Annotated in this window: 10 protein-coding genes and 1 pseudogene; 5 read left to right on the top strand and 6 right to left on the bottom strand. The window is 63.4% G+C overall.

Annotated elements, in window-relative coordinates:
- Nucleotides 1-245: 245 nt before the first annotated feature.
- Nucleotides 246-562: pseudogene (locus ACZY0Q_RS06495) on the bottom strand (TniB family NTP-binding protein); the annotation flags it as partial.
- A gap of 458 nt (nucleotides 563-1020) precedes the next feature.
- Nucleotides 1021-1365, bottom strand: a complete 345-nt coding sequence (locus ACZY0Q_RS06490) for a hypothetical protein (RefSeq protein ID WP_463915344.1) — start codon at nucleotides 1363-1365, stop codon at nucleotides 1021-1023.
- Nucleotides 1366-2483: 1118 nt separating this feature from the next.
- On the opposite strand from ACZY0Q_RS06490, the gene ACZY0Q_RS06485 reads away from it, so the two are divergent.
- On the top strand, nucleotides 2484-3605 hold the full coding sequence (locus ACZY0Q_RS06485) for a hypothetical protein (RefSeq protein WP_463915343.1): 1122 nt from the start codon (nucleotides 2484-2486) through the stop codon (nucleotides 3603-3605).
- 845 nt (nucleotides 3606-4450) lie between these two features.
- Here ACZY0Q_RS06485 and ACZY0Q_RS06480 read toward each other — a convergent pair.
- Entirely contained in the window at nucleotides 4451-5572 is a 1122-nt protein-coding gene (locus ACZY0Q_RS06480) for an acyltransferase family protein (RefSeq protein ID WP_463915342.1), read from the bottom strand.
- A 155-nt stretch (nucleotides 5573-5727) separates the two neighbouring features.
- On the opposite strand from ACZY0Q_RS06480, the gene glmM reads away from it, so the two are divergent.
- Nucleotides 5728-7089: a phosphoglucosamine mutase gene (gene glmM, locus ACZY0Q_RS06475; RefSeq protein ID WP_463915341.1), complete on the top strand. Its 1362-nt coding sequence runs from the start codon at nucleotides 5728-5730 to the stop codon at nucleotides 7087-7089.
- 80 nt (nucleotides 7090-7169) lie between these two features.
- Here glmM and mscL read toward each other — a convergent pair whose 3' ends face one another.
- The 3 genes from mscL to coaA all read right to left on the bottom strand — a co-directional run bounded on the left by mscL (nucleotide 7170) and on the right by coaA (nucleotide 9465).
- Nucleotides 7170-7559 carry a large conductance mechanosensitive channel protein MscL gene (mscL, locus tag ACZY0Q_RS06470; protein WP_463915340.1) on the bottom strand — a complete coding sequence of 130 codons (390 nt, stop codon included), beginning with the start codon at nucleotides 7557-7559 and terminating at the stop codon, nucleotides 7170-7172.
- A 65-nt stretch (nucleotides 7560-7624) separates the two neighbouring features.
- On the bottom strand, nucleotides 7625-8494 hold the full coding sequence (locus ACZY0Q_RS06465; protein ID WP_463915339.1) for a M15 family metallopeptidase: 870 nt from the start codon (nucleotides 8492-8494) through the stop codon (nucleotides 7625-7627).
- A 5-nt stretch (nucleotides 8495-8499) separates the two neighbouring features.
- Nucleotides 8500-9465: a type I pantothenate kinase gene (coaA, locus tag ACZY0Q_RS06460; RefSeq protein WP_463915338.1), complete on the bottom strand. Its 966-nt coding sequence runs from the start codon at nucleotides 9463-9465 to the stop codon at nucleotides 8500-8502.
- Between the two features lie 88 nt (nucleotides 9466-9553).
- Between coaA and glmS the strand changes: the two genes are divergently transcribed.
- The 3 genes from glmS to ACZY0Q_RS06445 all read left to right on the top strand — a co-directional run bounded on the left by glmS (nucleotide 9554) and on the right by ACZY0Q_RS06445 (nucleotide 13535).
- Entirely contained in the window at nucleotides 9554-11446 is a 1893-nt protein-coding gene (glmS, locus tag ACZY0Q_RS06455; protein ID WP_463915337.1) for a glutamine--fructose-6-phosphate transaminase (isomerizing), read from the top strand.
- Between the two features lie 135 nt (nucleotides 11447-11581).
- The gene (locus ACZY0Q_RS06450; RefSeq protein WP_463915336.1) at nucleotides 11582-11929 is read left to right on the top strand and encodes a holo-ACP synthase; all 348 of its coding nucleotides are present in this window, start codon (nucleotides 11582-11584) and stop codon (nucleotides 11927-11929) included.
- A gap of 37 nt (nucleotides 11930-11966) precedes the next feature.
- On the top strand, nucleotides 11967-13535 hold the full coding sequence (locus ACZY0Q_RS06445; RefSeq protein WP_463915335.1) for an NAD(P)H-hydrate epimerase: 1569 nt from the start codon (nucleotides 11967-11969) through the stop codon (nucleotides 13533-13535).
- Nucleotides 13536-13596 lie beyond the last annotated feature (61 nt).

Below are 13596 nucleotides of genomic sequence, written 5' to 3'. Positions count from 1 at the left end.
GAAAGTGTCCACGACGTTTTCAGACCGGCCTCCGTCTCTGAGGAACAGACCGAAAATCGTGACGGACTCGAGATGTTCGAAAGGTAGCTCGTCTCAAGCATCTCGACTACCCCGTGGATTGGATCTTGTGTATGTGGCCGGCCTGAATCTAGGCAGATTGCCGTCCTGAGGCCAAGATCATCGACCTGTAGGTTCCATGTGTGGAGTGTGGCGCTAGGTGGCGGTGTTCTATTTTCGCTCTGTCGCTAGTTCCCGATGACGAGAATGCTTGCTGCTGCTTCGACGACGTCATCGGTGATGGTTTGGAGTTGGTTGATTTTGAGGACGCGGGTGGTCTGGGAAATTGCCGTTCGAGGAGCCGTAGGTTGCCGCGGGTGATCCGTTCTACTGCGGCAATGGCCTGGGCATCAGTGAAGTCATCCGGGTCGAAGCTCCGGCCGAGGCGTTTCAAGTGTCGGTCCACAACAAAGAGGAGCTCGTCTCTGCCGAGGGCGCAGTATCGGTGGGAGAACCCGAGGAGGCTGTAAAGCTGGGGATACTGCCGGAATCGTTGGTCTATGCCACGTAGTCACGGCGTGCCGGCAACCCACAACGAAGCCGACGAGCGTCCCGATCGAAGTTCCCCAAACGGATCAACGTGAGAGCTTGCGATAGATACCCCCAGCCATGGAACCGGCCGTGGCCCTGGGCGTTCAAACACGCTGTCGATGCCGGCGTCCCCCAAGGCCGGTCATGCCGGGAAGGGCACAATGCCCCGATAAGTCCTGTTCATCAGGCCACAGTGCCACATTCCGATTGGCCTCTGAGTTGGCACCGGCTGCTACCCCAGGAAAGCGTTCAAAAGCACTATCGCAAGGCCCGCCAAGAAGAGCAGAGAACAGAACAAGAGTCCTACGATCTGCAATCCGCGGACCTGCTCGCCGCCCAACGGAGCCCGAAGCCTGAGCATGCCCTCGATGATGACTGCCTGGCGCCGCGCAGTGCGCTTGCTAAAAACAAACCAACCCAGACCGATGATCATCAGGACCACGCCAAGTTGCACTCTTGCTCCTCCGAAGCGACTGGCTTATCTGTCCCTGTCTTCGTGGTCTTCGGGGTCCAGTGGAAGCCCGCTGCGATACGCCGACGGTCCTCTCTCGCCGATTTGCCGACCTGCCTCAACCGGAGCGATCCTTTCACCAGGAAGATGCATGCCACGAACATGACGACGGCCATCGCGACTGCTGGCCATAGGCTATCCGGATCGCCATATTTGGGCTGAAACACGATGGCAAGGACGCCGGCCACGACCATGAAGACGTTGGCGATTGCGTAGGGTCCGAACATGGAGTACACGGCCCGCCACGTGGCCCTGCTGCTCGTCACTTGGTGGTTCCGTCGCCGCCCATGTCGCTAGCTTCCCCCAAGTTCGTCTCATCGTGAGCGTAGCTGCCGCCGTCGGGCAAAGGGAAGTATGGAACTACACCTGTCGGCCACGACCCGGACGATCTGGCCGTCGCACGCCAACGAATAGGACTCAGACGGACATGTTCAGTTCCCGCTTCCGGAAACAAGGGCGCTTGGCCTGGACGATATGAACCATTCAGCGAGAAGACGTTTCTAAGACAAGTAACGCCGTCGCTTCACCGTGAACTCAACCCTCGCCAACGGGCGCTTACCCGGAATCAAATCCGTCACTCCAGCGAAATCAGCCCGTCAAGTCGAATTGTAGATTCTCGATGTGAGGAGCCATATGCTTCGGGCATATTGGGACACGATTTTGAACTCGCCATCTTGGTTGTTCCTTGTCGTCATGGCAGTTTCCGGGATAGCAGGCTGGTCCGTGCTGTCGAGCTTCCTGCATGGCGTGGGCCCACTCAACCCAGTCATGCACTGGCTGACGTTGGTTCTGGCGGCCCTGACCTTCACGGTGTTCTGCCTCTCTACCCGGATCTGGCACGACAGGAATCGACGCGAGACTGGCCGGCATGACTGACCTAGTCACGCTGCCCGTCATGCCTCGTACTCGTCAAGGTCGCGAAATCCCATGACCAGGCGCCACCGCCGGCGCGGGGCCCGAAACGCTCACGCAAGGTTGTCCCCTGGACGGTTTCCCCCCAACGTACACCCGCCATTTACCGCCGACAGAACAACGTCAAATACAGCTGCGATTCACAACTAACCCCTCCCCAAGCTCAAAGTGCTGTCTTGAAAAGCTTCTGTTTTTCAAGTCATCAGGCAGCTAAGAGGCGCGTCGGCGTCCGTTTGTCGCACCTTCACCGGCAGTTTCTCGGGAGGGTCCTACGGGAACCTTCCTGAGGCGGAATGACATGGGTCTTCGGAAGCAGCGGTTGGGCCTCCGGCCAGGCCAGAGGGGGACCCAGGTAACCCGCTGGTATGCATCGCTCTACACGCATTTCTTCGACCCTTCCCAGAATCAAACGACCCCGTTGTTCGGGGCGAACACCCTTGCCATTGCCACGTAATCACGCTTGGATCACTTCATGAATGCACCAAGCAAGCTGGTGATGGTTGGTGGAGTCACCATTGAGGCCGCCAAGATCCGTAGGGTCAGTACCTTTGCGACCTTCACGCAAGGGTTCCTCTGCATCCCTGCCCCGGACTCTGAACAGCCATCGGTCGCTGACGTCGACGAGGCTATTGAGGGGATAACAGTGACTTATGCACCCCACCAGCGTTTCCATGCCGTCGAGGTCAGCCAAGGAATAGCCATTTACGTCTTCCCGGTGAGCGGCCCCAGCCACGCCGTGCAGATCGCGGAGAGCATCGCCGAGGCGATTCAACCCCTTGGCTTCACCGGCACCATCACGGCCTGCGCCGACCGTCTCGGTCCACGGCCACGGATGGGACGGTACGCCTATAACGCGGCCATCTGCTCGGTGGACGCCGCCATCGACAGGGACGGGGCGCCGCTGGCCTTCCGGGATGTGAAGGACAACCAATCGTGCTGGGCAGTCGAATCGTCCGCTTTCCAGGACCTGGTGTTTCGTCTGGCCCGGTGGGCCGCGGACAACACCAAAGGGCCCATCCACGCGGGTCTCCCTCTCACCATGTCCAGGTGCGAGCCGAACCAGGTCGCGGCTGTACTGACACGCTGCTGCGCAGACATCGGGGTGGCGAGGCTCCTGTTCCCCACACCCCACGGCGACTGGTACGTCGAGTTCACCCGTGAGGGGTGGATCGTGCCCGGCACCGAATACAAGGACGGGGCTCCCGAGGGCATAAATGCCCTGACAGCCCTACTTCAGGACCTCGCACCGCTGTACGACTACGCGGCTGTTGTTGTTGATACCTTCGGGGCGGTAACAGCCCGCAGCGTCATGATCCAGTGGGGAATCCCCGGCCCCTCGGATCGGGAGTGCGAATCCGACCACTCCCTCGTAAAGACGACAGCTCCAGGGATTTTCGCATTGCAAGTCCTCGGACCAGAGCACGCTGACCTGCAACCCAAAGACGCTTGGCACATACTTCCCTTCGGTGCTGGCAAGCGGATGGTGATCTCTCGAACGCCGGACGCCTGGTGGCGGCGCCGCGAAGGCTTCCCCGAGGCAGGGTTCGAGGCCCTGCGGGAGGCCAATAAGGAACTGCTCGGCAAGTGGGCCTGACGAGCCGGCACAGACCCAAAGGAATTCACCAAGCACGAAACAGCGACCGACGAACTCTAGGAAGCAGGCTGATAGTCAAATAAAGCGAACGTCCCACCGAAGGTTTGGCTTACGGGCATCCGGGGCGCCATTTAGCGCCGCGAAAATCCCGCCATTTATCGATGAGATTCACAGGTTCCATGCCAGCGAAAGCGAGAGAGTTTCCCGCTTAAATTCCTCAAACGGGATTCCCCCGGACCAGCTGCGAGCTGATCCAAACGGGTTTGAGGTTCAATGTAGGGGGCTTCGGGAACGGCCAGGTCGGTGAAATGCAGACTCACGCTGTGGACGCGATGATTTCGCAGGGCGCAGGAGGTCTCGATGGTGTCAATAAGAAATTCGGGGAATGGCTCGCCAAGGAATATCCGGGCTTCCGCGTTGCCAGGTCCGCTAGGAGTCTCAGGAACAGGATGGGAACATGTATGAGGTGCCGATCAAGCAGTGCCACGCGTGATGCATTCTTCGCTATGTTCGGGCCGTTTCACTCCGGCAATATCCTCATGCTCCTATCGATCCTTGTCCTTGTGATCTTCAGGCCCAACGCAGACGATCCCGGAACCTATTGGGCCATTGGCCTTGTGGCTTTGCTCATGATCACGGCAGCTGTCTTCATTATCGGAGGCGGAGGAAGACGATTGTTGAGACTGCAGGAATCTTGGAGGCAAGACCGTAGGCGTATCCAGGCAGGTCTCCCCCTTGAGCCGGAAGAACCTCAGCCACCAGAAACACCCCAGGCCAACGGCGTGTAAGTGGCACCAGCCTGGGCTGGTATTGCGCCGGGTGGTCTCAGGGAATCGCCGGACTGCCTATTCTCTGGAGGGCGGCTGGTCTTGGAGGACTCCAGCGGACGATTTGTTTCGAGTAGCCAGAGGGCGCAACCATCGCTCAGCGGGTTTCTCAACGAACTCGTGGAGAAGTCCGGATGACGCGATCGAAGCAGTGACGGCAAGGATTGCGGTACCGACGGTTGCCTCTACGGACATCTCAGCCAGGAAAGGTCTGGCCAGGCGGATCACCAGCTCGTGAACGAGGTATAGCGCGAACGACCACTGGCCCAGTCGGACCAAAGTCTTTGAACCGAGCACGGTGCTATTCCCGGATAGGTCACGGCTTGCAGCCGCAGAGATTAGTGCGACGAAGCCGGGGATCATGGTCGCGTTGGCGAAGATCACTGGCACGGACCCAGGAATCCCGCTCAAGATCAGTGACGCCACGAATAAGCCCATTGCAAGGAGCGCTGTCAGCCCGGCTGCGTGGACTAGGTGAAGGGACGGGCGCCAGCCCCGTTTCATCATTATCGCGAGGCATATACCAAGGACGAACTCTCCCATTCGGTAAAGCGGCATGGTTCCCAACAAGTAATTCGCCAGCGGAATCGACGTGTACGCGGAAAGTCCGATGCCAATAAGGATCATGACTACAAAGACTGTTCCGGCAATCCCGGCAAGCCCGGCCATTCGTCCGCGACGGCTCAGCTGCCTGAAAAGTAGTGGGAATAGCAAATAGAAGAATGCCTCGCACGATAACGACCATGAAACTCCATTGAATGCGCTAAGGAAGCCACTTGCCGGAATCCAGGCTTGAGTGAGGGTCAAGACGAACGGCGCCGCGAACCAACTTGCCGATGACGAGGCACTCAACATCGGAATCCAAATGGACAGAATCATGGTCAAAACGTGAAGAGGCCAGATCCGGGCGACCCGATGCCAATAGAACCGCCCGGGTCGGACGTTCGGACGGTGCGACCACGCCAGAACGAATCCGGACAGGATGAAGAAGAAGCTGACACCCGTGTAGCCGTAACCGAATATGGCAAGGCTGTCGGATAACGCGGGGAAATACAGATGGACGTGATAGAGGACAACCGCTATTGCTGCGAAGAAACGAAGGCCCGTGAGGCTATTCAGTTGAATGCGAGGTGCTAGCATGCCTACGTCCCCTGCCGTCGGTCCAGATTGCTGCAGCGAGCATAACCTGCCTTTTGCAGAATCCGGAGGGATCACGGGCGGACGGCGGCCGGAGCAATTTTGAGTGCGGCCCCGCAAAGCGGTGCGTTTCGCCCCATCCTCTAGACTTGTCCACGATGTCTAGATTATTTGGAACAGATGGTGTCCGAGGCCTGGCTAACGGCCTGTTGACTGCCGAGCTGGCGATGAACCTGGCCCAGGCGGCCGCCGTCGTGCTCGGTCATGACCGCAATACGAACGGCACCAGGCCCCGCGCCGTGGTGGCGCGCGACCCCCGCGCCAGCGGGGAATTCATCGCCGCCGCCGTCGAGGCCGGCCTCTCCAGCTCCGGTATAGACGTCTACGACGCCGGAGTCCTCCCGACCCCGGCCGCGGCCTACCTCGTCGCCGACCTCGACGCCGACTTCGGCGTGATGATCTCGGCATCCCACAATCCGGCACCGGACAACGGGATCAAGTTCTTCGCCCGCGGCGGCCAGAAGCTCCCCGACGACGTCGAGAACGCCATCGAGGAACAGATGAGCAAGGAGCCCGTGCGGCCGGTCGGCAGCGACGTGGGCAGGATCCAGCGCTTCTCCGACGCCGAGGACCGCTACATCGTCCACCTCCTGCAGACGCTCCCGCACCGCCTCGACGGACTGAAGGTTGTCCTGGACTGCGCCCACGGCGCGGCCAGCGGCTGCTCACCCCAGGTCTTCAAGGACGCCGGCGCTGACGTCATCGTCATCGGCGCCGATCCGGACGGCCACAACATCAACGACGGCGTGGGCTCCACCCACCTCGGCCCCCTTCAGGCCGCCGTGGTCAAGCACGGAGCGGATCTGGGCATCGCCCACGACGGCGACGCTGACCGCTGCCTCGCCGTGGACCACGAAGGCACCGAAGTGGACGGCGACCAGATCATGGCGATCCTGGCTGTGGCCCTGAAGGCGTCCGGCAAGCTGACCGATGACGTCCTTGTGGCCACCGTCATGAGCAACCTCGGCCTCAAGATCGCGCTCCGTGAAGCGGGCATCAGCGTCCGCGAAACAGCAGTGGGGGACCGTTACGTCCTGGAGGGCATGCGCGACGGCGGATTCAACCTCGGCGGCGAACAGTCCGGCCACGTGATCTTCGCTGACTACGCCACCACCGGCGACGGCGTCCTCACCGGCCTGCAGCTGGCGGCGCAGATCGCACTGACGGGCAAAACGCTGAAGGAGCTCGCCACCGTGATGACCAAGCTCCCGCAGGTACTTATCAACGTCAGGGGAGTTGACCGCAGCCGCGTACACAGCTCCGAGGTTCTGGCAGCGGCTGTGGCCGTGGCCGAGGCCGAACTGGGCGATACCGGACGTGTCCTGCTCCGTCCGTCTGGAACTGAGCCTGTAGTGCGCGTCATGGTGGAAGCGGCCGATGAAGCGACGGCTGAAGCCATCGCCGAGCGCCTTGTCAACGTGGTCCGCACCGAACTCGCGCTCGAGCTGGTCACTGACTAACTGCCGCGTATCTGATCCAAGACGCAAACAAGTGTGGCCCGCCTCCATCAGGAAGCGGGCCACACTTAGTTGCGGTGAAGTTACGGGGTGCGCTGCTGCAGCGAGTCGCGGATTTCGGTGAGCAGGGCGATCTGCGGGTCTTCCGCAGCCTCTTCCTTGACGTCCTTGTTGATTCCCAGCCTGCGGTTACGGAGCTCGATCATGTGGTTCATGGGAAGTACCACCACGAAGTAGATGGAGGCGGCCACCAGCACGAAAGAAATGATGGAGGAGATGACGGACCCATACATGAATCCCTCCCACTGCATCTCTTCAACGCCCTTGGCACTGAATAGACGTCCGATCAGGGGCGTCAGCAGGCCCTGGACGATAGAGGTCACGACGGAGCTGAATGCGGCACCCATCACAACGGCTACGGCAAGGTCAACGACATTGCCCTTCATAATGAAATTCTTGAATCCTGTCAGCATGAGTACCAAGCTAGCGCATCGCCGTTGACAGGGGATGACGCCCCTGCAACACATCGGCACGGTGTTCAAGGGTAACCGGGAGCCGCTTCCACACCGAAGTACTCTTCCACGGTGCTGATGCCCCGGGTCGCCATGTCGGTGGCAGCCTCCACACCGATGTACCGCAGGTGCCACGGCTCGTAGTAGTAGCCGGTGATCGGGTGGAACATCCACGGGTACCGCACCACAAATCCGAAGCGGTGGCCGTTCGCTTTTGCCCATACCGCCGCCGGCTGATCGGCGAAGCAGGGCTGGAAGCCGCATGCACCGCCGCCGTCGCCGATGTCGAACGACCAGCCGGTCTGGTGCTCTGAGTAGCCGGGCCGGGCGCTGGCGGTGTCCGCATCAGCCTGGCCACGCGCTGCCACATAGCCGTTGTACGTAGCCACCTGCGTCCCATACGAACGGTAACCGCTCGCCAGCGTCATGCTCACGCCGTCCGCCGCGGCCGCAGCGAACATCGCTTCCGCGGCCGCCGCCGTCGTGCTGTTCAGCAGGGACGCCTCGCCCGAAACGGCCAGCGGGATGTTGGGCTGGACCAGATCTGCCGGTACGTAGTCCGCCGGCGCCAGTGGACGGTGCTTGTTGACCACAAGCCACGGGCTGGCCGGATCGGTCAGGGGGAACTGGCGGGGCAGCGCTGCCGACGGCGCTACGGGAGCCTGCGGCGGCGGCTCAACTGCCGCCGTCGTGCTTTCCACTGACGGGGCGGCCACTGCGGAGGGGGACGCGGAGGTCACTGCCGGGGCAGCAGAGGACGACGACGGCGTCACTTCCGCCGGTGCCTCCGGCGTGCACGCTGCCAAGACCGTCAGTCCGGCTCCGGCCGCGAGGAAGCGGGCGAAGGAGCGGCGGCTGGCCCCCGCGGGGCCGCCTGCCACGCAGTTGTGGCACATGTGGGTTAAACCTTCCGCAGGAGCATGCGGCGGATGGAGTGGTCCGCGTCCTTGGACAGGACCAGCTGTGCCCGGCCCCGGGTGGGAAGGACGTTCTCCTCCAGGTTGGGCTCGTTGATGCGTTTCCAGATGTCCCGGGCAGTGCTCTCCGCCTCGGTGGGGGACAGCGAGGCGTAGCGGTGGAAGTAGGACTCCGGCTGCGCGAACGCGGTGCTCTGGAGCTTCCGGAACCGCTCCACGTACCACTCCTCGATGAAGGAGGTCTTGGCGTCCACATAGATGGAAAAATCGAAGAAATCGCTCAGCGCCAGCCCCTGCTTGCCGTCGTGGCGCGGACGGGCCGGGGCCAGCACGTTCAGGCCCTCCACAATCAGCACGTCCGGGCGACGGACCACCACTTCCTTCTCCGGCACGATGTCATACGTAACGTGCGAGTACCAGGGTGCCCGGACTTCCTCCGCGCCGCCCTTGATCTCGCTCACAAAACGTAGCAGCGCGCGGCGGTCGTAGGACTCGGGGAAGCCCTTGCGTTCAAGCAGCTGGCGCCGCTTGAGCTCGGCCAAGGGGTAGAGGAAGCCGTCCGTGGTGATCAGCTCAACGTTGGGCGTACCGGGCCAGCGCCGCAGCATTTCCCGGAGCACGCGGGCGATGGTGGACTTGCCCACGGCCACCGAGCCGGCCACGCCGATGACAAACGGAGTGCGCTGGGTCTTCTCGCCCAGGAAGGTGGTGGTGGCAGAATGAAGCTGGCCCGCGGCCTCCACGTACAGGTGCAACAGCCGGGACAGGGGCAGGTAGACCTCGCGGATCTCCTTCATGTCCAGGGGATCGCCGAGGCCACGCAGGCGGACAATGTCCTCTTCGTTAAGGGGCTGCTCCATCTGGGCGCCGAGCCGGGACCAGGTCTGGCGGTCCAGCTCAACGAACGGGGAGACACCCTCACCGTTCGCTTCATTGCGTTGCAAAGTCACTTTAGAGATTCTGCCCCTCACGCGGCTGAGAGCGAAATGGAGCACCGTAAGTTTAGATCTCAACCCGGCTGCCGATAAGCTGGTGCGCATGTGTGGAATCGTGGGATATGTGGGCCATTCTGCTGGCCGTGTGAATGTCGGTCACAGTGCGTTGGATGTGGTCCTTGAGGGATTGCGCCGCCTGGAGTACCGGGGTTACGACTCTGCGGGGGTGGCGGTGGTCTCCGAGGGGTCCATCGAGTCCCGGAAGAAGTCCGGCAAGCTGAGCAACCTCCTCGCCGAGCTGGAGGAACACCCGCTGCCGGAGACGTCCACCGGTATCGGGCACACCCGCTGGGCCACGCACGGCGGCCCCACGGATCAGAACGCGCACCCGCACCTGGCCGACGGCGGCAAGCTGGCCGTGATCCACAACGGCATCATCGAAAACTTCGCCGAGCTCAAGCTGGAGCTGGTGAACAAGGGCTACGCGTTCGAGTCCGAGACGGACACCGAGGTCGCGGCCGTGCTGCTGGGCGATATCTTCCGCACCCAGCTCGATGGTGGGGCGTCCGACGGCGGCCTGACCGCCGCGATGCAGCTCGCCTGCCAGCGCCTTGAGGGTGCGTTCACCCTCCTCGCCGTTCACGCTGACCAGCCGGACGTTGTGGTGGCGGCCCGCCGCAACTCGCCGTTGGTGGTTGGCCTGGGCGAGGGCGAGAACTTCCTGGGCTCGGATGTTTCCGGGTTCATTGACTACACCCGCCGTGCCGTAGAGCTGGGCCAGGACCAGATCGTCACCATCACCGCCGACACGGTGGAAATCACCGACTTCTTCGGTGCCCCGGCCGAGGGCAAGGAATACAAGGTGGACTGGGATCCGGAATCCGCGGAAAAGGGCGGGTTCCCGTCCTTCATGGAGAAGGAAATCCATGACCAGCCCAACGCCGTGCTGCAGACCCTGCTGGGCCGCTCGGACATCGACGGGAAGCTGACCCTCGATGAGCTGCGGATCGACCCGGAACTGCTCAAGCACGTTGACAAGATCATTGTCCTGGCCTGCGGCACGTCCGCGTACGCCGGGCAGGTGGCCAAGTATGCCATTGAGCGCTGGTGCCGGATCGCCACCGAGGTGGAGCTCTCCCACGAGTTCCGTTACCGCGACCCGATCGTGGACGCGAACACCCTGATCGTTTCGATCTCCCAGTCCGGGGAGACCATGGACACGCTGATGGCGGTCCGCTACGCCAAGGAACAGGGCGCCAAGACTGTCTCCATCTGCAACACCAACGGCTCTACCATCCCGCGGGAATCTGACGCCGTTCTCTACACCCACGCGGGCCCGGAGATCGCGGTTGCTTCCACTAAGGCGTTCCTGGCGCAGATCACCGCTGCGTACCTCCTGGGCCTGTACCTGGCGCAGCTGCGCGGGAACAAGTTCCAGGGCGAGATCAAGGACATCCTGGCGGACCTGAACAAGATCCCCGCCAAGATCCAGACGATCCTGGACCACGAGGGCGAGATCAAGGACCTCGGCAAGTCCATGAAGGATGCGAAGTCCGTGCTGTTCCTGGGCCGCCACGTCGGCTTCCCGGTGGCCATGGAAGGTGCGCTGAAGCTCAAGGAGCTCGCCTACATCCACGCCGAAGGCTTCGCCGCCGGTGAGCTCAAGCACGGCCCCATCGCGCTGATCGAGGAAGGCCAGCCCGTGTTTGTGGTGGTTCCGTCTCCGCGCGGCCGCGACTCCCTGCACGCCAAGGTGGTCTCGAACATCCAGGAGGTCCGGGCCCGCGGCGCCAAGACCATCGTGATCGCCGAAGAGGGCGATGAGGCCGTGAAGGCCTACGCCGAGCACGTCTTCTACATCCCCGAGACCGACACCCTGCTGGCCCCGCTACTCAGCACGGTCCCGCTGCAGATCTTCGCCCTGGCACTCGCCTCGGCCAAGGGCTACGACGTGGACCAGCCGCGCAACCTGGCCAAGAGCGTCACCGTAGAATAACCGCGGCCTGACCTGCCCTGCGCCGGTCAGCTGCCAGCGAAACGGAAGCCCCGAGCCCTAGGCTCGGGGCTTTTGTTGACTGACGCACAGCGCGCTGTGTGCAGCAGGTCATGAGCGTCCCCGTAGAATAGCGCCATGATTGTTGGCATTGGCGTAGACGTTGTAGACATCGAGCGGTTCGGCCGCCAGCTTGAGCGCACCCCGGGGCTCCGGGTCCGGCTGTTCGTGCCCGCGGAGCGCGAACTGAACACCCGCTCGCTGGCTGCGAGGTTCGCCGCCAAGGAGGCCGTGGCCAAGGTCCTCGGCGCGCCGGCCGGCATGAACTGGCAGGACTGCTGGATCGGCCTGGACCAGCACGGCCCCACGATCCAGGTCAAGGGCACCGTCCTCGCGGTGGCCGAGGCCAAGGGCGTCAAGCGCTGGCACGTCTCCATGAGCCACGACGGCGGGATCGCCACCGCCACGGTGCTGGCCGAAGGCTGAGCCACCCGCTGCTCAACCCACCAACGGACCTGACCCCATGATCAGCGCCTATACCGGTACCCAGATCAGGGCGGCCGAACAGCCTTTCCTGAATGCCGGGATGGGCGCTGTCCTGATGCAACGGGCCTCCCACGGGCTCGCCAACGCGGTGGTCCACGAGCTGAAGGCACGCGGCAGGCGGCTCTACGGCGCCAGCGTGGCCGTGTTGGTGGGCAAAGGCAACAACGGGGGAGACGGCCTCTTCGCCGCCTCGTTCCTGGCTGCCAGGGGAATGCGTACGACGGCGGTGCTCACCGCCGGAACGGCCCACCCCGAGGCGCTGGCTGCTTTTGAGCGCGCCGGCGGCCGAGTGCACCTCCTCACCGAATCCAACGCCAGCCAGCTGGCGGCACACGTGGCGGGTGCCGACGTCGTGATTGACGCAATCCTGGGAACGGGCGCCAGCGGGGGCCTTCGCGGAGCTGCCGCCGACCTGGTCAGGAGTCTTTCGGATGTGCGCATGTCATCCGGAGAGCCCGGCATTGTGGTGGCCTGCGATGTCCCCAGCGGCGTGGATGCCGACACCGGGGAAGCCAATGCGCCGGTCCTGGCTGCGGATGTGACCGTAACATTCGGGGCAGCCAAAGTGGGGCTTCTGGCCGACCCGGGCGCCGATCACGCCGGCCGCGTCCACGTTGTGCCCATCGGCATCGAAGAGAAACTGCCGTGGCCGGCGTTGCGGCGGTTTGAGCCGGCGGACCTTGCCCGGCTCCTGCCGCAGCCCGGGAGGCGCTCGCACAAGTACTCCCGCGGCGTCCTGGGCGTTGTGGCCGGATCCGCCGATTATCCGGGCGCCGCCGTGCTGGCCTGCCGGGGTGCACTGGCTGCAGGTGCGGGGATGGTCCGCTACCTGGGCCCGCCCGAGGTAGCCAACCTGGTGCGGCAGTCCTGCCCGGAAGTGGTGTGCAGCACGGGCTCCGTGGCGGACACACACGTCCAGGCGTGGCTGGTGGGTTCAGGCATGGGCCCCGGCGACACTGAACAGCTCCGGCGCGCCCGCGACGCGGTGGAGTCCGGCCTGCCCGTGATTGCCGACGCCGGTGCCCTGCCTGCCCTGCCCGCGGTCCTGGGGCCGCAGGTGGTGCTGACGCCGCACGCCGGCGAGCTGGCGTCCCTCCTGCAGCGCCTCGCCTCGTCCCCGGATAGCCCCGACTTCGATCCCGCCCCGGACCGCGCCGCCGTCGAGGCCTCCACCCTCGGTGCTGCCCGGCATGCCGCGGTGCTGACCGAGGCCACAGTCCTGCTGAAAGGCGCCACCACACTGGTGGCGTCGCCTTTCCAGGATTTCTACAGCCAGGCGGACGGCACGGCGTGGCTCGCCACCGCCGGGAGCGGCGACGTCCTGGCCGGGATCATCGGTGCGCTGCTCGCCCAGCTGGGGTCCGACGTCGGGCGCTTCCGTGACGCGGGCATCGATCCGGATGAGCGCTGGGCGGCAATCGCCGCCCTCGGCGCCAGCCTCCATGGCCGGGCCGGGGCGGCCGCGTCCGGCGACGGGCCGCTCACGGCTGGCCGGATTGCGGATGCCATACCGGAGATTTGGGGTAAAGTCAGCATGCTTCGTTAATTGGTGGCCGGGAAACGTAATAGTCACAGCCACCCGTTACGGTAGGCATAGGTTCTGCACG

The organism is Pseudarthrobacter lactosi (genome assembly GCF_055412785.1).
Note: the sequence above shows the minus strand (reverse complement) of the source record. Positions and strands in the feature narration are given on the sequence as shown.

What these genes read in the sequence shown, in the direction of transcription:
- ACZY0Q_RS06485 (WP_463915343.1), top strand. Translation starts at nt 2,484, where the DNA reads ATGAATGCACCAAGCAAGCTGGTGATGGTTGGTGGAGTCACCATTGAG.
- ACZY0Q_RS06480 (WP_463915342.1), bottom strand. Translation starts at nt 5,572, where the DNA reads ATGCTAGCACCTCGCATTCAACTGAATAGCCTCACGGGCCTTCGTTTC.
- glmM (WP_463915341.1), top strand. Translation starts at nt 5,728, where the DNA reads ATGTCTAGATTATTTGGAACAGATGGTGTCCGAGGCCTGGCTAACGGC.
- mscL (WP_463915340.1), bottom strand. Translation starts at nt 7,559, where the DNA reads ATGCTGACAGGATTCAAGAATTTCATTATGAAGGGCAATGTCGTTGAC.
- ACZY0Q_RS06465 (WP_463915339.1), bottom strand. Translation starts at nt 8,494, where the DNA reads ATGTGCCACAACTGCGTGGCAGGCGGCCCCGCGGGGGCCAGCCGCCGC.
- glmS (WP_463915337.1), top strand. Translation starts at nt 9,554, where the DNA reads ATGTGTGGAATCGTGGGATATGTGGGCCATTCTGCTGGCCGTGTGAAT.
- ACZY0Q_RS06450 (WP_463915336.1), top strand. Translation starts at nt 11,582, where the DNA reads ATGATTGTTGGCATTGGCGTAGACGTTGTAGACATCGAGCGGTTCGGC.
- ACZY0Q_RS06445 (WP_463915335.1), top strand. Translation starts at nt 11,967, where the DNA reads ATGATCAGCGCCTATACCGGTACCCAGATCAGGGCGGCCGAACAGCCT.